The organism is Rhizobium sp. BK491, assembly GCF_014194925.1.
Lineage (GTDB): Bacteria > Pseudomonadota > Alphaproteobacteria > Rhizobiales > Rhizobiaceae > Rhizobium.
Window position 1 is genome coordinate 33,189 of the sequence record NZ_JACIAR010000011.1, and the last position, 21,448, is coordinate 54,636.

15 protein-coding genes are annotated in these 21,448 nt (G+C 55.8%); 8 read left to right on the forward strand and 7 right to left on the reverse strand.

All coding sequences use genetic code 11. The features are described 5' to 3' along the window. Position 1: 1 nt before the first annotated feature. The 5 genes from FHX05_RS27245 to FHX05_RS27265 all read right to left on the reverse strand — a co-directional run bounded on the left by FHX05_RS27245 (position 2) and on the right by FHX05_RS27265 (position 7,511). Positions 2 to 1,045 (reverse strand): UDP-glucuronic acid decarboxylase family protein, encoded by a 1,044-nt coding sequence (locus tag FHX05_RS27245; protein WP_183875779.1) that lies wholly within the window; start codon positions 1,043 to 1,045, stop codon positions 2 to 4. A gap of 45 nt (positions 1,046 to 1,090) precedes the next feature. Next, positions 1,091 to 2,485: a sugar transferase gene (locus FHX05_RS27250; RefSeq protein ID WP_112611252.1), complete on the reverse strand. Its 1,395-nt coding sequence runs from the start codon at positions 2,483 to 2,485 to the stop codon at positions 1,091 to 1,093. Between the two features lie 15 nt (positions 2,486 to 2,500). After that, on the reverse strand, positions 2,501 to 3,358 hold the full coding sequence (locus tag FHX05_RS27255; protein ID WP_183875781.1) for a WecB/TagA/CpsF family glycosyltransferase: 858 nt from the start codon (positions 3,356 to 3,358) through the stop codon (positions 2,501 to 2,503). Positions 3,359 to 4,065: 707 nt separating this feature from the next. After that, on the reverse strand, positions 4,066 to 6,195 hold the full coding sequence (locus FHX05_RS27260; protein ID WP_183875783.1) for a right-handed parallel beta-helix repeat-containing protein: 2,130 nt from the start codon (positions 6,193 to 6,195) through the stop codon (positions 4,066 to 4,068). An 8-nt stretch (positions 6,196 to 6,203) separates the two neighbouring features. Continuing rightward, entirely contained in the window at positions 6,204 to 7,511 is a 1,308-nt protein-coding gene (locus FHX05_RS27265; protein WP_183875785.1) for an O-antigen ligase family protein, read from the reverse strand. Positions 7,512 to 8,147: 636 nt separating this feature from the next. Here FHX05_RS27265 and FHX05_RS27270 point away from each other — a divergent pair. From FHX05_RS27270 to FHX05_RS27295, 6 genes are all read left to right on the forward strand, one after another. Next, a complete protein-coding gene (locus FHX05_RS27270) occupies positions 8,148 to 9,098 on the forward strand; it encodes a glycosyltransferase (protein ID WP_183875787.1) in 951 nt (316 codons plus the stop codon). Further along, positions 9,095 to 10,195 carry a glycosyltransferase family 4 protein gene (locus tag FHX05_RS27275; RefSeq protein ID WP_183716233.1) on the forward strand — a complete coding sequence of 367 codons (1,101 nt, stop codon included), beginning with the start codon at positions 9,095 to 9,097 and terminating at the stop codon, positions 10,193 to 10,195. Before FHX05_RS27270 ends, FHX05_RS27275 begins: the two co-directional genes overlap by 4 nt. Continuing rightward, the gene (locus FHX05_RS27280) at positions 10,189 to 11,331 is read left to right on the forward strand and encodes a glycosyltransferase family 4 protein (protein WP_183875789.1); all 1,143 of its coding nucleotides are present in this window, start codon (positions 10,189 to 10,191) and stop codon (positions 11,329 to 11,331) included. The genes FHX05_RS27275 and FHX05_RS27280 overlap by 7 nt, the downstream gene beginning before the upstream one ends. Then, positions 11,328 to 13,538 carry a polysaccharide biosynthesis tyrosine autokinase gene (locus tag FHX05_RS27285; protein ID WP_183875791.1) on the forward strand — a complete coding sequence of 737 codons (2,211 nt, stop codon included), beginning with the start codon at positions 11,328 to 11,330 and terminating at the stop codon, positions 13,536 to 13,538. Before FHX05_RS27280 ends, FHX05_RS27285 begins: the two co-directional genes overlap by 4 nt. 289 nt (positions 13,539 to 13,827) lie before the next feature. Beyond that, positions 13,828 to 14,931 carry a GDP-mannose 4,6-dehydratase gene (gene gmd / locus FHX05_RS27290; protein ID WP_112611270.1) on the forward strand — a complete coding sequence of 368 codons (1,104 nt, stop codon included), beginning with the start codon at positions 13,828 to 13,830 and terminating at the stop codon, positions 14,929 to 14,931. Beyond that, complete coding sequence (locus tag FHX05_RS27295; protein ID WP_183875793.1) at positions 14,924 to 15,907, forward strand: GDP-L-fucose synthase; 984 nt, start codon at positions 14,924 to 14,926, stop codon at positions 15,905 to 15,907. Before gmd ends, FHX05_RS27295 begins: the two co-directional genes overlap by 8 nt. A gap of 144 nt (positions 15,908 to 16,051) precedes the next feature. On the opposite strand, the gene FHX05_RS27300 is transcribed toward FHX05_RS27295, so the two are convergent. Together FHX05_RS27300 and FHX05_RS27305 are read right to left on the reverse strand one after the other, a co-directional pair. Beyond that, the gene (locus FHX05_RS27300) at positions 16,052 to 16,789 is read right to left on the reverse strand and encodes a response regulator transcription factor (RefSeq protein WP_183875795.1); all 738 of its coding nucleotides are present in this window, start codon (positions 16,787 to 16,789) and stop codon (positions 16,052 to 16,054) included. A gap of 606 nt (positions 16,790 to 17,395) precedes the next feature. Continuing rightward, entirely contained in the window at positions 17,396 to 18,484 is a 1,089-nt protein-coding gene (locus FHX05_RS27305) for a hypothetical protein (protein ID WP_112611276.1), read from the reverse strand. 564 nt (positions 18,485 to 19,048) lie between these two features. Between FHX05_RS27305 and FHX05_RS27310 the strand changes: the two genes are divergently transcribed. After that, positions 19,049 to 19,624, forward strand: a complete 576-nt coding sequence (locus FHX05_RS27310) for a PE-PGRS family protein (RefSeq protein WP_112611278.1) — start codon at positions 19,049 to 19,051, stop codon at positions 19,622 to 19,624. Positions 19,625 to 19,726: 102 nt separating this feature from the next. Next, a complete protein-coding gene (locus FHX05_RS27315) occupies positions 19,727 to 21,442 on the forward strand; it encodes a type I secretion system permease/ATPase (RefSeq protein WP_112611280.1) in 1,716 nt (571 codons plus the stop codon). Positions 21,443 to 21,448 lie beyond the last annotated feature (6 nt).

The following is a 21,448-nucleotide window of genomic DNA, read 5'->3' on the forward strand; positions in this document are numbered from 1 at the left end:
CTTATCTGATGGCTTCTGAAACGGGAAGGCCGGCGTTCGGAAGCAGCTGATGCGGATAAGCCTGGTGCAAGGAATTGGCGCTGAGCATGTTCCCCACCCCTCCCGAAAGCTTCCACTCGAAATAGGCGATCGTTCTCTCGAGCCCTTCACGCAGGCTCACCGTCGGCTGCCAGCCAAGTTCCTTCGTTGCGCAGCTGATATCCGGCTTCCGCTGTGTCGGGTCGTCCGCCGGCAGAGGCTTGAAGGCGATGCCTGATTTCGATCCCGTCATTTCGATCACCATTTCGGCCAATTCACGCACCTGGAATTCTACAGGGTTGCCGAGATTAATTGGACCCGTCACCCCGGTGGGCGCACCCATTAGACGGATGAAGCCGTCGATCAGATCATCCACATAACAGAACGACCGTGTCTGCGTGCCGTTTCCGAAGATGGTGATCGGCTCGCCTCGAAGCGCCTGAACGATGAAATTGGAGACGACTCGGCCGTCATTGGTCTGCATTCGTGGCCCGTATGTGTTGAAGATCCGGGCCACGCGGATTTCCACGCCATATTGACGATGATAGTCGAAAAACAGAGTTTCGGCGCACCGCTTACCTTCATCATAGCAAGCTCGCGGGCCTATGGGATTGACGCTGCCTCGATAATCTTCAGTCTGAGGGTGGACTGTCGGATCGCCATAAACTTCGCTCGTGGATGCCTGGAAGATCTTCGCCTTGGTGCGTTTGGCCAAGCCGAGCATGTTGATGGCCCCGTGAACATTGGTCTTCACGGTCTGCACGGGATCGAACTGGTAGTGGACCGGTGATGCTGGGCAGGCGAGATTGTAGATCTCGTCGACCTCCACATAAAGCGGGAAGGTGATGTCGTGGCGAAGAATCTCAAAGCGGGGATCGTCAAGAAGATGCAGAACATTTTCACGTGATCCGGTGTAGTAATTGTCCACGCAAAGGATGTCATTGCCTTCTCGCAGAAGCCTTTCGCACAAGAATGACCCCAGGAAGCCGGTGCCACCGGTTACCATAATTCGCCTTTGTCCATGCATTGTGTGCTCCATTGTTGATGGTTGCCTCGCAGATTGCGAGGATGGTCAGTAGGCTCCCCTGCCTTTAAAGACCGCAGGGATTGTGCTGAGAAGAATTTGGCAGTCCAACCATGGGGACCGGTTGTCGATGTAGTATTCGTCGAGTTGCTGCTGCAGTTCGATGTCCGCGTTGCTTCGTTCGGATATTTGCCAAAGGCCTGTGAGCCCCGGCATGACGGAGCGCCGCTTGTCTCGAAATTCGCCGTCCATGGCCCGAAGGTGGTAGTCCGGAAACGGGCGGGGTCCGACGATGGCCATCTGACCCGCAACGATGTTCACCAACTGCGGGAGCTCATCGATGCTCCAAGAGCGCAGCAAATGACCTATAACCGGAAGGATGCGCGGGTCATCCTGGAGCTTGAAGTGGCTCAACCACTCGGCTCGCATGGCAGGGTTGTCCCGGAATAAGGCTTCAAGACGCTGCTCCGCATCTTGATACATTGTCCTCAATTTCAGTACGCGCACCGGCTTGCCGGACCGCCCTTCCCTGGTATGTCGAAAGAAGACGGGACCTGGATCGATGGCATAGATTGCGACCGCTGCAAACGCTACGAATGGCGCGGCCACTATCATTGCGGGGATGGCAATTGCGAGATCGAGGATCCGGCGAACCAGATCCGAGTTGACCCAACTCCCCCCGCTGATGAGGCGAACGCCGATCTCTCCGCCGATATCCGCAGGTCGCAAACCGCTTACCTTGAGCCTCGGCGTGTCGGACAGCAAAATGACTTCGGCGAACTTTCGACGCATCGTCGCCAACTCGGCAGCAAGGGAGCCCGTGTCCCCCGCAATCAGGGCAATGGATGGCCCGTCCTCGAGTGATATTTCCAAAGCGTCGGGTGAATAGAATTCCGGCCTGATGCCATACTGCCAATGGTCGGTGAAATGCGCCATGAGAGCGGGCATACGATTGCGGTTCCCTATGATTACCGCCCGTTCTCCCCAGATTCCAAGCCTCCGGCACAGGTCTCGTACGACCCAATGCAGGACAGGTTGAACAATCAGCCCGAGGCCAACAAAGCCAAGGACGCCAATCAGCAATCGCGATCCTTCTGGCAGGAGGATCGCCCCGAGCGCCGCAAAGACAGCCACTTTCACGGAAGCTATCGTGCGGCGGCGCAGATGCTCGTGGTCATGAAGCCGATATCCAGGATAGAGAGCGTCCGATGCATAGAGAATGATCGCCGCCAAGGCTGCGAAAGCGAAAACACGCTCCAGAACCGCGTTCTCGGAACCGTTCGGAAGAAACGGCAGAAGAAGAAAATAAGCGATGAGATAGCTCGCGACATCGCCAGCGACCAAAAGTGACGACGTAGCAAGCCGGCTCTGCTTACGGGATTCGGCGACCTTTGCGGGGTTTGTTACGGGTCGGACAGACGCCGGCGACGCAAATGAGGACATGATGGTTTTACTCCCCTACATTCGTTGTCTCGACGCGCTCGATCCACCAACCTCATCAGCGATCGGAAACGTCCGAAGCCCCAGTCTCTGGACTATAGTCAGTGAGATGAAGGTAGGCACGACGACCGCATAACGCAGCCACAGCCGCCGCGGCTCGCATAGAAGGCGGAACGCCCATTCAAAACCACTTCTTTGGATTATCCTCGGAGCTTGCCGCTTGAGACCTGCGTGGAAATCGAAGGCAGCTCCGACGCCGATGAGCATCGAAGCATCCAGGCGCTCGCGCATGCGCGCCATCCAGAGTTCCTGCTTGGGGCTGCCGAGTCCCACCCAGATGATATCGGCGCCCGATCGATTGATCCGGTCAACGATATCGCCTTCCTCTTGCTTAGACAGTTCGCGAAAAGGCGGCGCATAGGAGCCGACTATCAGCGCCTCCGGAAATCTTAGAAGGAGTCGCGCCTGCAGCTGCTCAAGCGTCTTCGTAGTTGCACCATAGATGAAGTGGCGTAGGCCGTTGGCTCTGCCGGCCTCAAAAACAGATAGCATCAGATCAGGTCCGTAAACCCTGCCGCTTTCCGAATGGCCAGCATGCTTCAATGCCCATACCAGCGGCATGCCGTCAGGTGTCACTAGGAACGCCCGATTATGAATAGACCGAAGCTCGGGGTCCGTTTGACAGCGGACGACGCCGTGTGCGTCGCGAACGCACACATATTCTTTCTTTCCCTCTGCAACCGCCTTTTGAATGAGTCTGGTCGCGCTTTTAAGATTGACCGCCGAAATGCGAACACCGAGGACATTAGTCCATTCAAATGAGCCCATTGAATTGGGAGCTGAAGTTTGCCCGCTGTCCGACGTTTGCATTCTCATGGCTTATGCTTTCACGACCTGAACTGACGCAAGGATATGACGCTAGGCCGATTGCCTCCATAGTTACCATCGCAGCTATTGGACGTAAAAAGACTGCCTATTTGTAATTCGGCGCTGACATGAACTACGATATTTGAAGTAAGGCACATACATCTTGGTCGACCGCCTTGCTCTTTTGGATGACCTCAACACTAAAAGAATGGTGTGACGCTCGCAGCGCTGCACAAGATAGTTGCTTTCGCGCAAATAATTCTGAGCAGTTCTGAGCTGCATCGACCGTTCATCAAATCCAGACGAAGACGGCGGATAGATGGATGAGCCCTAGGAAGTTGATGGCATATGTGGTGACGGGTCGCGACGCGACGGAAGTATTGAACTTGTCGAAGCAGTGCTTGATGAGTTTTGGGCCTAATAGGCTTTGAAGTCGTATGCGACGAGGTACTTGTGCGCGAAGGTGTAGCCATTTTTGCTGAACTTTCTCTCCCCTTTGCGGATGCGGATTGAGGGAAGGTTAGAGACCCGGTCGCCACATTCGCAAGGATGGTCGACAACCAAAGTCGCTTGGCGGCGTTGAACAATCGCGCGTCGAGCCGCGCCAATAAATTCACTCACCGGCAACGCGCATGAAATGGCAGTAGAGTTTACTAAATCGACACAGCTGGAACCCCTGTCTCCGGCAGGAAAGCCGCTCGTGCCGGGAAACGCCTTTATTGCGAACCCGACAGGACGCTGCCGGAGTCCACGCCAGCTTTCTGAAGATCGCCTAGGCTGCCAAACTCCCCGGATGGCAGGATCCTGGGATGTATTCGGAAGCTTTTGTCGTTTAGATTACCGCTGTAGCGATTGCGTGCGAATCGTACCGAGCCCGGCTTGTGGTCGGGCGCATAAACATAAGCGGCAAGCCCGTTGCCACTTTCGACGGATACGATATTGTCCTCGATCCGATTTGGATCTGCCCAAGGGGGATGCCATCCTATCCCGGTGCCGTCGTCAACGCGAAAGGCTGCGCCGGATCCACCTCGAATGATGTTTCCTATCACCAAGTTGCTCCAGCCGCCATTGATGCCAATCGCCGATACGTTGTCGGAGAGAGTATTGCCCTCGATGCGTACCCCACTGGCCTTCCCGTCGGTGTAGATAGCCCAACTGATAGGAGACGGCCATTCATCGATATTTTCATATCGGGGTGGCCAGAATGTACCATCGGCCCTGTTCATAAGCTGGTCTGTGCCGGTGACCAAATTGTAGCGGATACTGCTGTTCAGGGGATCGGACTGCTCGCCCATCATCTTGATGGCCCCACCATCCGCCGTTTGCTGATTGGCGTTGCGGATCACGTTATATTCGATGATCGCGTCATGCACAGCGTCCTGAGGCCCCCACAGGGAACCACCGGCTATACCGAACTGCGCGGCGTGTTCGATCAAGTTGTGAGCTATCCTGATATCGTCTGCCGCCTGGAACCATATCCCCGCAGTTTCAAAATAAACCCTTCCGATATCATGGATATGGTTCGACAGGATCCTGGCACGATCGGATTTGCCGAAGGTACCATAGGCCGTGCCAAGGTAAATCCCGTTACCGGCCACATTTCCGATCGCATTGCCCGCGATCAGAACATCCTTGCTTTCGGCCACGTGGATTCCAACGCCGACGTTTTCGATCACGTTGCCGAGCAGCTTGACGCGATCGGCATGTTCGAGCCGTATGGCGCCAAACCCTCTGGTGTCGGTCTCGAACTTGCCGCTACCCTGCGGGGCTCCATCACGAAAGTGAAGGCCTGACACAGCCATTCCATCGGCTCCATTCAGCCTGAAGAACGTAGGCAGAAGGCCGGCGACGACCTTGGAACTGGGTAAAAATCGGTCCGTAGGAATGTAGTCGAACTTTCCGCCACGGCTGTCGTACCACCATTCGCCGGGGGCATCGAGGAAGGCCGCCGCGCCGGTTAAAAAATAGCGACTGCCTTCCTCAGTGAAGAAATAAGCGGTGCCCTTGGTATGAATGGTCTGGGTTGCGGTGTCGATTGAGATCACTGGGAGCGTGTCGCTACCCCACTGGCTTCCGGGGCGAAAGCCACCCACGATGTTCGCGACAAGCCCTTTTTCATCGCTTAACGCCGGTAAGTCGCCTCTGTGAAAGCAAAAACGCGTATTGCCTTGCCAGGCATTGCTATCTGTTCCACACTTGGCCGCAAACAGCCACCCTTTCCGCGGATCTCCATCAAGGGGAGCATTGGGAAAACGAGCTTGCGTCTGGAGGACCCCATCTACGAAAAGGTCGCCCACCGCCTTATCTGGAGATAATTTCAGGGATGCCGTCCAACGACCGTCGGCCTGCAACACCCAATGCCCCACAAGCGGGCCGCCGTGCAGGACCGGCGTCTGGTTGCATCTCGAAGTAATGATCAGGCCGGAATCACGAGAGTCAAAGACGATCGATTGAGTGAGATAGTAATCTCCATTGCCCATCGCGATCGTGCTTTGGCCCCCCTTCGCGCGCGCGGCATCGCGCGCCCTCTCAATTGTGGCAAAAGGACCATCGGAGCGTTGAGAATTTGCTTTGGGAAGGAGGCCGCTCCAAGTGTCTTTGCCATCTGGAGAAACGTAGAGTATGGTCCGGGCCGCGGGTGCGCTGGCCAATAAATCGCTCAGGGAAGTCCCCTGCAGCTTGGCCGATAAGCTCGCTGGCGCAGCTTCCGCACAAGTCGCTTCGCTGATTGCCGTTTGCAGCCGGTCGGGTGCATCAGCGTCCGAACTCGACCATGCCAGCGCATCCGACGGTAGAAGCGGCGTCGCAAGCAAAATGCCCAGGATCGGAGTGAAGCGCAACCTCATAAGATTTGCTACTCCACTATTATACAGCCTGCGGACGGCTGACGCACTGAAGCCGGATTGCTCGAGACGACGGGCGCATATAGCGAGAACATAATGATCGCCGTGGCAAATAGAACGAAAATGGCGTCGTTCTGAAGAAAGAACGTGCTCTCGGTCAGATTCATCACCAAAATTGCGACCGTGAAGACGTTTAACCACAGCCAACCATATTTCCGATCGTGACAATGAAGAGCCGCGCCTTGATGCACCGCGTGGAAAAGCATCAGGACGAACAAAGCCATTCCGGTTATTCCGAAGTTCAACATGGTATCGCGGAATCCATTATGAGCGTGGGGAGCCATCCATTGGAGCTTTCCCCAGATAACCCATGCTTCGGGATTCGATTCAGTCCAAAATGCCTGATAGCCGAAACCAAGCAGCAGATGATCACCTATCTGACCATCAACCAGCTCCCATAGCGGCAGGCGGCCCGTCAAAGTAGAATCCTTGCCAAGAGCTTCCAGGAGCGGCACAAGGAATTCATGCAACGAAATCAGGAGACCGGCTGCTATCTGAACAGAAATCAGAACAAAGACGATACGGCTGACGCCGCGGATTCGTGGTAAGATGGAGTAGAAGCCGATCAAACAGTATGACGATGCCGTCACAATTATCGCGGTCACAGACCCTGAGCCTACGAGACACACCACGCCTGCGATCAACAGAGCCAAAGCAGTTCGCCGCAAGCTTAGAGCACCGTCCATCAGTACGGCGGTCGCCGCAAGTATCGTTATACTAGCATACCAACCGAGATTATTCTTGTGAATGAAGATACCCCGTATCGCCCCATCGGGCATGCGTGCCAGGTGCGGTGACGCTGCAAAGACGGCCAGGCTAAGGACGATGCACGTTCCAAACGTTGCGAATGCGAGTAGAAGCAACTGCCTCGGAGTGAAACGTATCGCCAGCACATAGGCCAGAAGCATTGTAAACAGGAGTGCGACGGCACGCCGCAAGGTCGTCGACGGGCCGACGGACCAGAAGACAGACACAAACGGCAAGGCAACCATCAGAGGGACAAAAAGATTCTGCCTTAGTGCAATCCGAAATTGCGGAAAGTTCCGCATCAGCATCAATAGGGTATATGCATATACGGGCAGGCAGAGGAGACGCAATATGGATTTGGCCGAATCGTTGAGGTCGCCGGCGGCATCGGCCAACATAAGCGGAAAAAGCGCACCGGTCTGAAGAAAAAGAGACATGGCGGCGCCCCAACATTCTATGGCTCGCCAACCGAAGGCCAGCCTACTCGCAACTTCGGGCGCATTCGGCCTCATCGTCGGTCCCAGCTGGCTTGGACAACCAAGTGAGTGTTGATCGCGGCAATTTGGAAAGACATGGGTTCCGTCTCATAGCTGCGCTAATCACCAAAGAACAATCATCCGGCCACCTCCGCAGTCAACTAACGCAAATGAAGGTTGGGGTAATTCTAACGCTTATGCCCTCCATCAAAAGACGGTGGTGCGTTTGAGCTCTCAGTCGACCTATTCCCCAAAGGGTGAATAGCCGGGTCGACCGGCTTGCCAATAAGAGCAGATGTTACCCGTGATCATTCATCAGTAGCTTGATGATGGGCGCTAACCACGAAAGCGCGGCGCTGAGCCGCAGCTTCCGGTCAAACAAGGCAATAGTTCTGGCGCGACTGACAATCCGCAGTTGAGGTATAGAATGGTTGGGACTCTTATGGTTTTGCGTGACGGTGCTGGTCCTCGTTCTTTACGTTATACGACAAGAACGTCACTCGTTGCAGCATTAGCGGCGCTGATCTCGCCAGCTCCGGCCGAAGGCGTGGTTGCAGGGAATGACGCCGGGCCGCATCTATTTTCTCCGCAATATCTCGCGCTGCCAAACGCGCGAAAGTTCGCAACTCTGCCGCACCAACGCGTTGCGCAGCGACCCGCGTGAGAGGTGTCATGAAGCGACCGGCCATCAGCGTGCTTATCAATAATTATAATTACGCTCGCTTCGTTGGCCGTGCGATTGACAGCGTCTTGGCACAACAGGCGCCGGACATCGAGATAATCGTCGTAGACGACGGGTCAAGCGACGAATCGTGCTCCATTCTGGCCGCCTACGGCGACCGCATTAAAGTGCTCTTTCAGGAAAATCAGGGGCAGGCCGCCGCGATCAATGCCGCAGTACAACTAAGCAGTGGCGACATCCTCAGTTTTTTGGATGCAGACGACTGGTGGGCGCCGGACAAGCTGTCCGCGACGTCGGCGGCTTTCCATATGAATCCTCAGGCATCACTCGTCTATCACCGACTTCAGCCAGCGCTGACCGATGGCTCGCCGGTCCTCAAGCCAATCCCTCGAACCTTGTGTTCGGGAGATTTATCGCCACGGCTCACTCAGTCGGCTGGCTGGTGGCCCTTCCCGATGACGTCTGCAATCGCTGTGCGACGCAGCGCGTGGGATGCTGCAGGGGATATTCCCAAACAGTTCCGCATATCTGCCGACGCGTGGCTTGTGGGCATCTATCCGTTCCTAGGGGACGTTGCTGCTTTGCCCAGTCCTCTTGGATTCTACCGTATTCACAACAATACATGGTATCGGCCGATCGATGATGCCGCCATGCTGCGAAAGCGAATGGCTCACTGGCTTGCGGTCGTTGAGGCGACAAACATCTTTCTTGCAAGCCGGGGGTTAGCAGAGAGGCTTCATCTGGCTGATCATTATCCTTACCGGATCGCGTCAGCGAAGCTGGGCGGCGTTGATTGGCGCACTCGGTTCAAAATTGCAGTCGAAGGACTTTTCTTTGCAGGAGAACCAAATTTGCTTAGGCGGGTGCGCGATGCGTTGCGCACAGCTTACAACCTCCCTCGGCTCGATCGAGACGCCGGCGTATCGGAGCCCGCGAAATGAAAGCGCTGTTGCTGGTTTCCGAACTGGAAGACTACACCATCTCCTTCGCCAACGGCGTTGCGGGACATGCGCAAGTCGTCCTGGCGGTTCCGCGCAGGCGCTATGCGCGCCTTGCCTCCTGGCTTGATCCGGCTGTCGATCTGCACCTTATGGACTGGCCAAGGCACCGCTCGCTCTCTAATCCATGGTTCCTTCACCAGCTCACACGTCTCATCCGGCGCGAACGGCCCGACCTCATCCACCTCTTAAGCAATTCTACCCTTTGGTTGAACTTCGCTGCTCCGTTCTGGCGACCCATACCGCTTGTCACGACCGTGCATGACGTGGATGTGCATCCTGGCGATTCCGATACCCGGACGCTACCTGCCTGGGCATCCGGATGTATGGTGAGGCAATCAAAACATGTCGTCGTACATGGCGAGGGGCTGAGGCAGATGATCCTCGACCGATACAAAAAAACCGCCAATTGCGTCCATGTTCTGTCCCATCCGGCCATTCCTCGTTATGCCGACCTCGCTCGGCAGCAGAAATTGGCGCGACGCCGCGCAGACGGAACTGTGCGCGTCCTGCTCTTTGGCCGGATTTTTGCTTACAAGGGCTTGGAGCATTTGATCCGTGCCGAGGCGATGCTCAAGGACTCGCTCCCCAATCTACGCATCACCGTGGCGGGCCGTGGCGACGATGCGTGGGCCTTCCAGTCACTCATGGGGGAAGCTATCCGCTATGATATTCACAACCGCTTTATTGAAGATGCGGAGGTTGCCCAGCTTTTCCTGGACGCCGATATCGTTGTTCTCCCCTACACGGAAGCCTCCCAAAGTGGTGTCCTCAACATCGCAGCGACGTTCGGCAAACCCGTTATCGTCACAGACGTCGGCGAATTGCGGGCCACTGTTCAGCCCAATAGGTTGGGATTGGTGGTTCCCCCACGGGATGCCGAACAGCTTGCGAGAGCCATCAGGGTACTGGCAGAAAACGGCGAGCTCAGAAGCCGCTTCGGGACCAACGCACTCGAATGGGCGACCGGACCGAATTCGCCTAAACAGGTCGGAGCTAAGGCCGCCGCCGTTTATCGGGAGGTGGTCGGGGCATGTTGATGAAGGCATTCACGAGCGGAAATCAGACAGCACCACGGAATGCGGCAACCGTACGCCACTATGTGCCGGGTGGCTGCGAGAACGGCGGCGGTATCGGCAGGCTGGTTGGCTATATATCCGGTGCGGCAAGGGAGTTAGGCGGAAAACATCTGGTTACCGATACCAGAGGAGCTCGATGGTCCGTGGCGACGTCGCCGCTGCACCTATTGGGTGCCGTCTTGATGATGGTGAAAGATAGGATCGTTGCTCCGGCACGCATTCACCATATCCATGTCGCGGGTCGCGGCAGCACTTCGCGAAAACTGATCTTAACGCAGGCCGCCCGTTTTCTTCGGTGCTTTCATGTCTTGCACCTGCACGATTACGATTATGCGAGCGACTTTGCTGCCCGCTCGCCTCGGCAACAATTGCTCATCCGCCGGATGTTTCAAAATGCTGATTACGTCGTGGTGCTCGGCCAGCGTGATCATATGACACTAACGACACTGCTGGGCGTGGAGGAGTGCCGTATAGTCGTCGCACATAATTGCGTTCCCGATCCCGGAATGCGCAATGTTCGGGTCGGCGAGACGCCGTTGATCGTATTCCTCGGTCGATTGAGCGAGCGTAAGGGTGTTAAGGAGCTTCTGCTTGCGCTAAGCGACCCGATCATGAAAGAGCTCCGGTGGCGAGCCGTGCTGGCTGGCGACGGACCTGTAGAAGACTACAGACGCCAGGCCGCAGATATGGCGCTTTCAGATTTAGTGGAAATGCCAGGCTGGCTTGACGCCAACGCGGCGCGGGCCTTGTGCGCACGGGCAGATATTCTGGTCTTGCCCTCGCATGCCGAGGGCATGGCGATGGCTGTGATTGAGGGTCTTGCCCACGGCCTCGCCGTCGTCACTACCCGTGTTGGGGCCCATGACGAAGCTATTTCCGATGGCGAAACTGGCATCTTCGTGCCTGTCGGAGACAAGGATGCTTTGGCTGTAGCATTGGCAAAACTGGTCAGTGATCCTGACATCAGGAGCCACCTCTCCTCCAAAGGCCGTGCCCACTATCTCAAGCACTTCAGTATGGACGCATACATGCGATCGCTGGAAAATCTCTACGAAGCTGTCTCCGCGCCACGCAAAAAAAGGGTTGGAGCACCATGACAATCTCAACTCCTCCTCCGGCCCGCAGCGGCTCGTTCCCGTCGATGCGCTATGAGCCACAGTTCCAGGCAGGGGCCAAATCGGACGATTTTGACCTGACGTCATGCTTGCGCCTCATCCGCCGAAGGACCCCCGTGATCGTGGCTCTCACCACACTGCTATTGGCACCTGCCATCTCGGTGATTTGGGGACTGAAACCGAGCTATCATGCCGAATCCCGCCTGATAATTCACAGGCCTCTGGCGACAACGCTCGGCGCGGAGGATCCCGTCCGTAACGATCCGCTGGACCTTACATCTGAGACCGAGCGGCTTCTTTCCAGAAGTGCCGCAGAAAGAGTTATCCGCGAGCTGCGGCTCGAGGAGCGGCCTGAATTCAATCCGACACTGCGGAAAACCTCACTTGTCGGCAAGGCCAGAGAAACATTTCGCGATCTGTTCGACAATGAAGGAACGTCTTTGCCGATACGAAACAACCTGGAGCCGGTAATTCCGGCGTACTACAAAGCGCTCCGGGTATGGCGCGACGGCCAAGGCGGCGTTATCGAGATCGGGTTCGATTCAAGTGATCCCGAACTGGCAGCCGCGGTTCCGAACCGGCTTCTCAGCATCTACCTCGAAGAACGGAAGGTGAGTATCCGTGGCCGTCTGGACGCAGCGGAGGGATGGATTCAACAGCGAATCGCCGAACAGCAGGTTCGGGCAAAGGCAGCCCGTGATGCTGCCGACAGTTACCAGAAAACGATGAGCGCGACCTCAAACGACGACACGCAGGGTGACCAGATCAAGTCGTTGATGGAGCTGAGCGACCGGCAGATAAAAATCGAACAAAGCCGCGCCGAGCTAACCGCAACGATTTCCACTCTCGAAGCGGCCGACGACGCCTCGCTTGCTCTGCAGAATATATCCATCCCCGACAGCATTGGCGCGATGGTACGCGACCTTCGCGCGCAACAGCAAGATCTCGATCATCTTCTTGAGACATACGGCAATAACGCCGAAGCAGTGGTCGACTTGCGTGCAAAGATACTTAAGTCCCGCACGGATCTCGGTCTTGCGGTCGATCGATATCTCCAGTCAATGCGCGCCAAACTTACGGCACTTGATCGTGAAGGAGGCGCAGTCCGATCCGCGTTAGCGGCCGCTTACGAGCAACGTTCTCGCTCTGCCCTGGCACAAACTGAGTTGGCGCGGTTACAGCGCAGTGCCGAAAGGGAGCAAACGGCGTTAGATGAGCTCGAGGCGCAGCGCCGGACCTTGGCGGGACAAGCCATGCTGCCGGGAGCGGAAGTAGAGGTTCTGTCACCGGCTGCGGTGCCGCTCGCGCCACAGGGACGCGGACGGCTTTTCTATCTGATCGGTGCCCTGCTAGGTTCGATTTCGATCGCGGTGACGGCCGCTTTCGTGGTGGAGATGTTGGATAAGACTGTCCGCAGCTTCGACCAGTTGACCGGAATGGCGCGTATCTTGCCCGCCGGGTTCATACCACGCCTGAGAAGGACAGACCGGAAAAATCAATCCATACTCTTAGGACATGTTCAAGGCGGGATGTTTGAGGAAGCGATGCGCACCATCGTAATTTCGCTCAAACAATCCAATGGTGGAAAGTTACCGAGCAGTATTCTTGTAACGTCGGCTCACAGCGGAGAAGGTAAGTCTCTGGTCGCCAGATCGCTGGCAATCGAACTCGCCGCCAGCGGAAGCTCAGTGCTGCTTGTCGATGGCGATCTCCAACGCGGAAACCTCGACTCGATTTTCAAATCGGGGCTAAAGCATGGATTGAATGAATTCCTGCGCGGACAGGCTGGAATCCAGGAGGTTATCCACCACCACCCAAGTGGCATCGACTTCATCCCAGCCGGCGCTCTCAGTTTGCGTCGCCGCGCCGGTTTGGCTGCGGTGGCTGACATCATCGAGATGGCCCGCGCGCGCGGCCAAATCGTTATCTTCGACAGCGCTCCCGTACTTGCCTCGACTGATACGAGACACCTGGCAGCGTTTGCAGAACAAACGTTAGTCATAGTGAAATGGGGCAAAACGAGCCGCCGCGCTGTCGAACTCGGCTTGCAGCATCTGAAAAACTCACGAAATTCCGAAATTCCGATTGCCATCAATAACGTTAACCCGAAGAAGCATGCGCAATACAACTTTACAGACTCAGAACTATTTTCAAAATCATTGATGAAATACTATGTTCTCAAAACATAGTTTTGAATATGTTGGAAAATTTATCTTTCGAGACCAATAATTTTATCTGGGAGGTGAAAATGAGTAGACCAGAAATCTTAAGTGCCGGCTTTACAAGCAAGGATGGAGCCAATCCGTCCGAACGGTTTCGTCGCAAACCTGCCTTAAGAGCCCGCAATCCCATCCGGTTTCTGGCGGTCGGGCGACAAGCCGGACGATGGACTCGGTTGACAGGCGAAGCTCGCCTATTCCGTTTGATGTCAGCTTCTCGAAGCCGTCATGCCGACGGGTTCCATTTGGGAGGAAAATTATGGATGACGCGGTGAGAAATAATGGCAGAGTCGCGCTGATTTCCGGAGTAACAGGTCAGGACGGAGCGTATTTGGCCGAAATGCTCCTGGAGAAGGGCTATATCGTTCACGGCATCAAGCGGCGCTCATCCTCCTTCAACACCACTCGTATCGAGCATCTCTACGAGGATCCCCACGTCGAGAATCCTCGCTTTATCCTGCATTTCGGAGACATGACGGATTCAACGAATCTGATCCGGATCGTTCAGGAAACCCAGCCTGACGAGATCTACAATCTTGCGGCACAAAGCCATGTCCAAGTCTCTTTCGAGACGCCGGAATATACATCCAATGCGGATGGAACAGGCACCCTCCGGCTGCTTGAAGCGGTTCGCCTCTTAGGCCTGACCAAGAAGACCCGCTTCTATCAGGCGTCCACCTCCGAACTTTACGGCAAAGTTCAGGAAGTTCCCCAGAGCGAGACGACACCGTTCTATCCTCGCTCACCCTACGCGGCTGCCAAACTTTATGCCTATTGGATCGTGGTCAATTATCGCGAGGCCTATGGCATGCATGCCTCGAATGGCATTTTGTTCAATCACGAAAGCCCCATCCGCGGCGAGACATTCGTGACGCGCAAAATTACTCGGGCGGCCGCGGCTATCCATCTTGGCCTCCAGGAACGACTCTATCTTGGCAATTTGAATGCCAAGCGTGACTGGGGGCATGCGCGAGAATATGTCCGCGGCATGTGGCTGATGTTGCAACAGGATGAACCGGAAGACTACGTCCTGGCGACCGGCGAAACCCACTCTGTTCGCTCCTTTGTCGAGAAGGCCTTTGCCAAACTGGGCATGCCGATTGCTTGGCGTGGCGAGGGTGCTGAGGAAAAGGGATACGACAAGACATCGGGTCATTGTGTGGTGGAGGTCGATCCAGCTTACTTCCGCCCGACGGAAGTTGATCTTCTGATTGGCGATCCAACGAAAGCGTATAAAAAGCTTGGCTGGAAACATGAGACCAGTCTCGATCAGCTGGTTGCGGAAATGGTTCGCGAGGACCTGAAAGTAATGGCGCGAAATGTTCCGTCGATAGGTGTGAACAAAGGCTTGGCTTATGCCTGAGGTGATCTACAGCCTTGCTGGAAAAAAGGTCTATGTCGCGGGCCACCGCGGCATGGTGGGCTCTGCGATCGTGCGACGTCTCGCTTCTGAGGACTGCGAGATTTTGACGGCCACGCGCGCCGAGGTCGATCTGAGACGGCAGGAACAGGTCGAAGCCTGGATGGGCAAACACCGCCCTGACGCTATCTTCCTGGCCGCCGCGAGGGTCGGCGGTATTCTCGCGAACGCTACCTATCCGGCTGATTTTCTATACGACAATATGATCCTCCAAGCGAACGTCATCCATGCAGCTTATAAAACTCACGTCGAAAAGCTTATGTTTTTGGGCTCGTCCTGCATCTATCCAAAATTCGCCGATCAGCCGATCGCTGAGGAGGCGCTTCTGACCGGACCCCTTGAACCAACGAACGAATGGTATGCGATCGCCAAAATTGCCGGATTGAAGCTCTGCCAAGCTTATCGCAAACAGCACGGCAAAGATTTCATCTCGGCCATGCCGACCAATCTCTATGGTCCGGGTGACAATTTTGACCTCGAGTCGAGTCATGTCATGCCGGCACTAATACGCAAAACGCATGAAGCCAAGATTCATCAGCAGCAAGAAATATGCATCTGGGGCACTGGAAATCCACGACGCGAATTCCTGCACGTCGACGATTGCGCCGACGCGTGCGTCCATCTCATGAAGACCTATTCGGCCGAAAGTCATGTGAATGTCGGCTCCGGCGAAGATATCACCGTCCTCAACTTGGCGCATCTCGTCTCCATGGTTGTGGGTTTCGAAGGTAAAATTACTCACGATCTGACCAAACCGGATGGCACGATACGCAAACTCATGAGCGCCGACAAACTCCGCACACTCGGCTGGTCGCCTAAGATAGGGCTAAAAGAGGGCATCGCAGACGCTTATCGCTCTTTCCTGAACGGGCGCAATTTTGAACGCAGCAACGCAGTGCCGCTAAACGGCAACGCTTGAAGTGCTTCCTGGTGGATCCGTCAGTGATTCTTCCGCAGGGGCGTCCTCGCCGCCATGCTCGTCCAAGACGGTGCTGTTGACAGACATATCATCCTGGTCGTCGCAAGGCTCTGGCATCGATCATGTGGTTATTTGCGAAATCATCTAATTTGGGGAGGCGCGTTGCCCGTCCTCAGCTCTTCGAACCAGGCGAGCGACCACCTCAGTCCGGTTCTGGACCCGCAACTTGCGCATTATGTGCTGCAGATGCATCTTCACCGTATGCCCCGACAGGTTGAGCTTTCCTGCAATAACCTTGTTTGAGCAGCCACATTGCAACTCCGCGAGAACTTCCGCCTCCCGGGGAGTGAAATCGGCTATCGGCCAATATTGCGTCCTTTCATCCAAGCTTTTCTCCGCCTCGTTTCTGGCTGGAGCATGCTCGTCTGATCCATCTGCGACAACGCCCAGCAGCTGCGGACAGAATGTTCCTCCCGCCAGAACGAGACGAAGGCCGGCAAGGGCGATATCAATGGGAAGTGATGTCGAAAAGAAGCCCCGGATGCCCATCTTGAGCGCCTGACGAACTATGCCGACATCATCTGTACCTAAGAGCAAGGTGACGGGAGCCTCAGGAAAGCGCTCGGCGATCGCCGCAAGATCGTCACGCAGGCTTATACTCTCGACACCCCTGCCGGCCAAATCTAGCGCAATTAAGCGCACCTCGGCTCCGAGAGCTCTATCAAGACTCTCTGTCGAGTTCATATCGATAAAATTCCAACCCGCGAATTCGCGCTCAAGAAGCTTCACCACAGTCGTGCGCGCCAATGTGGAATGTTGAATAACGACAATAGTTGGTAAATTGCGCCCGATGTGACGCTTAGCTTTAGCACTGCTGGACACTTGACTGCTCCCCGAAATATTTGCAGCCCGTAATCTATGTTATTCTCGTTCTTGTTTCATGTCACGATACAAAAAGAGGTATTATTGATATCAATAGTCTTATTATCACGATAGTGATTATAGGATGTAAGCAATACGATAGATCAAACCTTTGCATGTATAATAAAATGAAATATTCATCTATGAGGATATATCGCTTCGATATGTCGCGCTGAAATCATAGGCAGAAAGCGCACCAGAGAAGCGTTGGAGGGTATTGGAAATATATATGACGTTATACAAACAAAGTCAGCAAATCCGGGTCGATGCAACTATCTATCGTTCAACTTTGTTTTAAGCGCGACTTTCAATTTAAAGCCGCTGCAATACTGAATTTCGCACCTACAGATCGCCGCCAGACACAACAAACGCAGACTGTCCGGATCTATAACAGCGTAAATATTGTTATGCCGGAATATTCCGCATCCCGGTGACCGGCATTCCGCGCCGTGTCGCTCCGAGAGGCAAAGGCCACTCGGATGATGCGATTCGGCATATGTTTGAGAAATGGCACGCAAGACAACTTCATGAAGTTGAGCTTTCGCAATGCCAGCAGGAGACTATATGTCAGGTATGTCCGAAGCCCAGAATGTCGTCTACGAGGGCTGAGTGGGTGTCCATAAGGTTGCCACCGCCACCATGGCCGCCGATGCCGGCCACTTGAAGTGCATGCTGATCGTAGAGAACATGGTCGATCTGCTGGGCATCCGCAGTGCCACCGGCCGGAACTGCAATATTGATAGGATGGAAATAGGCCAGATTGACGTCCACCATGCTGCCGGTCGACGATCCAAATCCGCCGCCGCCGGCTTCGTGGTTGCCCGTAAAAATCGTCCCCGATGACATGTTGAAGCCACCACCGTTGCCGCCGATGCCGGCAATCTGCATGGTGCCCTGATCAAAAATTGCGTTGTTTGTCTGATGGGCTTCGGCCGAACCGCCTGCAGCGCCTACCGCGATGTTGATCGGGGAGAAGATGGCCACGTTCACATCGACCATGCTGCCGACGAAAACGCCGTTGCCGCCATGTCCCGCATAATTGTCTCCGGTAAATGTAACTGCAGTTCCCGGGCTCACCGCCGGGTCGTGGAGTGCGACATTATGGTCCCCGCCGGAACCGCCGATGCCGCCCATCTGGGTTGCCCCCTGCAGGAATAGCGCGTTATTCGATTGATCGGCGTGAGCCTCAGCGCCAGGCCCAACCGCCACAGCGGTGTTCACGGGGGCAAACACCGCAACATCGGAGCTAACGAGCCCACCAAAAAAGAGGCCGTTGCCACCGGTGCCGGCATGATTGACGTCCCCACCGCCGCCGATGGCAACATTGCCGCTTCCGCCATGCCCGCCGATCCCAGCTATTTCGGTGGGATGCTGATTGATCAGTGCATCGTTACCCTGGAAGGCGTCTGCGCTCGAATGAGGTCCCGCAATGGCCACATTCGAGGGCACGAAGACGGCCAGTGCGTTGCTGTCGATCACACCGTCGCTTATCCCGTCACCGCCGCTGCCAGCTGAATTGTAGGTCGGACCCGAAGCGACATCCAGTGGAAGCCAGGTCGGGACCAGAGCCAGATGCCCAGTGGCAGAATTGGAGGTGAGGTTCTGATCGGTGCCCGTTTTGGGCAAGTCTTCCAATACGGAACGGGTTTCCGTCATAACCATCTCCATTGCACAATTAACCCACATTGAGGTGGGTGGACAACTTATGCGGCCAGAATTTCCGAACATTGTGCATCTGAACGTGAGAAAAGCAGAGCCTGCAATTCGTCTACATCCAGTCGGCTAGTATCGTAGCCATTTGGCTATCATGGATGTAGCCTTTCATCATGTGAATTTGCGGGCGTCACAGCCGCCTCGCAGGAGAGACCCGACGTGTTTGCGCCGTTTTCTCGCAACTGTTTTCGGCTCTGAACCGGCCCTCCTCAGCCCCTAAAATTCAGCCTGTTCGCTTGAACTGCCTTTGCTTCGAAGGATTAAGCGCGTCGATCAGGCCCCGACCTGATCACGACCATCTCATCTACAGCCTATCACGACGCACTGAGGTCAAATTGCGCTCCGTCATCTCCGAACATGCGCCCGAACGAGTGTCCCCGAATATCTAGATAGTTCGCAGATTTGACCACAGGTAATATTCACCCGCGGTTATATTGCTGGCGGTGAAATACTGAGTACGCCTGCCATAGAACCCACAGACGAAACGAAAGCGAAGGAGGAACATCAATGCCTATTCCACAAATATCTGACACGATTCATTTCAGCGACCCGATTGCCGGCGACGGGAGCGCTGGCAATGGCGGCGCTGGCAATAGCCATGGCAATATCGACTACAATCCGGTTGCGTATGTCGCCAACGTGCAATCGGTCGAAGGAGCATCTACCGATCTGCACAACGGCGACCATGTCGGACAGATGGCAGATTGGACTGCCGGTAGCGGCGGACCTGGTGGCTTTACTCAGGCCCAGAATGGCTTCCTGGCGGCGGTCACGAATAGCGGCGCCGGAGGTGCCGGGGGAGATTCTCACTCCAACGGGAGCCAGGGAAGCGTGAGCGGCGGCGATACGGCGGCGGTAAGCGCGGGTACGACGGCGACGCAATATACTCAGCTTATGGCTGATCAGCATGCCACCATTCTCGCGGGAGTCGGCGGCAACGGCGGTAACGGCAACATGGCCCGCGGCGGCGACATCTCGGCAGCGCTAGTTCACACGGATCCCTCAACGACGACCGTGAACAATGCTCTCGATCATTTCACGAACGACTTCGGCCATATCGACCTCAGCCATCTTGGCTCATGAACCACGAGCCCAAGGGTCGCCGGGTTTGGCTGGCGACCCTTATAGGCTGCGCAATCTACCGGCAGCCTCGTCTTGTCAGCATCACGTGGAGCGAGATCGATAATGGCAACGCCTTCTGTAACGCCATCGCGCCCACAGACAGAGCTCGTTGTTGCGCTGCGGGCCTGCGCCGGAGCCCTAGGGTTGGTTTTCCTCTATAGCTGCGGCTACAATCTCTTCCTCTTAGCACCTTCCGTCTATCTCCTGCAGATCTATGACAGGGTTCTATCGAGCCGAAGCGCCGACACGCTTCTGATGCTGACAATGATCATCGCCATCGCCGTGGTGGTCGGCGCAATGCTGGACATCGTGCGGCGGGCAGCTCTCTCGCGCATCGGCAGCTGGCTGGATCACAGACTACGGCCCATGGTGCTCACCGCATCATTCGAATATGCTGCGCGCGCCGATGCGGGAGCCGCCACAGAATGCTACAGGGACTTGGCCACCTTACGCCAATTCCTGGATTCACCGGCAAGTTCCCTGTTTTTTGACGTACCCTGGGCACCGGTTTTCCTGCTCCTGCTCTTTCTTGTTCATCCCCTGCTTGGGGCGATCGGTCTTCTGAGCGCACTGGCGCTTCTGCTGTTTGCGTTCCTCACGGAATTGGCGACGCAACAGCCGCTCGCCCGCGCCAATCTTGCCCTTTCTAGAAGCTATATGCGATTTGCGAGCATCCTCAAAAACATCGAGGTGATCCGGGCAATGGGCATGCAGTATGGTGCAGCGTTGCTGGTCTATCGCGATGCGGAAATGGCAAGAAGGGCGCAAGACATTGCGATGCATCGAACGGAGATCATTCTTGGTTTCTCCAAATCGATCCGGACACTCGCGCAGATCCTGATGATGGGATCTGCCACATGGCTCGTGCTTGCGAGCAACAGCAGCCCCGGCATCATCTTCGTTGCGAGCCTGCTGCTCGGGCGCGGGCTTGCGCCGATCGAGGGCGCGATAGGTGCATGGCGCTCCCTGACCTTTGCTCGCAATGCTTTCAATCGCCTTAACCGAATGCTGATCGCCGTTGCATCGGAACGCGATGCCCGAACGATACCGCAACCGGAACCCAATGGCCTCGTTCTCGATAACGTCGGCTATATCCAGCCATTCGCCAACAGGCAGATACTGACGGGCATCACATTGCGCCTGGCGCCCGGCGATTGCGTCGCCCTCATCGGCCCGTCGGGATCGGGGAAATCGACGCTAGGTCGCGTCATCGCCGGCGTTGTGCAAGCAACAAGCGGCTGCGCTCTTCTTGGCGGGGTCGATATTTCGGCCCTACGCCTTTGCGGAGGGACCCACCACGTCGGATACCTGCCGCAGGACATCGAACTCTTCGGCGGAGCAATCAAGGATGTGATCGGCCGGCTGGATGGAGCAGATTCTGCCAAAGCGATCGATGCCGCGAAGCTGGTTGGATTGCACGAAGCGATCATGCGGCTGCCAAAGGGCTACGAGACCGATATCGGCGAAGGCGGAAGCCTGCTCCTTCGCGCTCAGCGCCAACAGCTGGGATTGGCACGGGCCGCCTATGGAAATCCGTCCCTCATCGTTCTCGACGATCCGAATTCGAGCCTGGATTATGACGGCGAGCGCATGCTTTACAAGGCGATCGAGCGCATGAAATCGAGGGGCATGACCGTCGTTATCATAACTCACCGGATGGGTATCCTGCCAGTTACCAACAAGATTGCGATTATGCGCAACGGGACGGTATCCGCCTTCGGCGACAGTGAGCGGATTTATGAAACCTATCTTCAACCGCCATCTCGAACAGGAACGTAGGGAGGA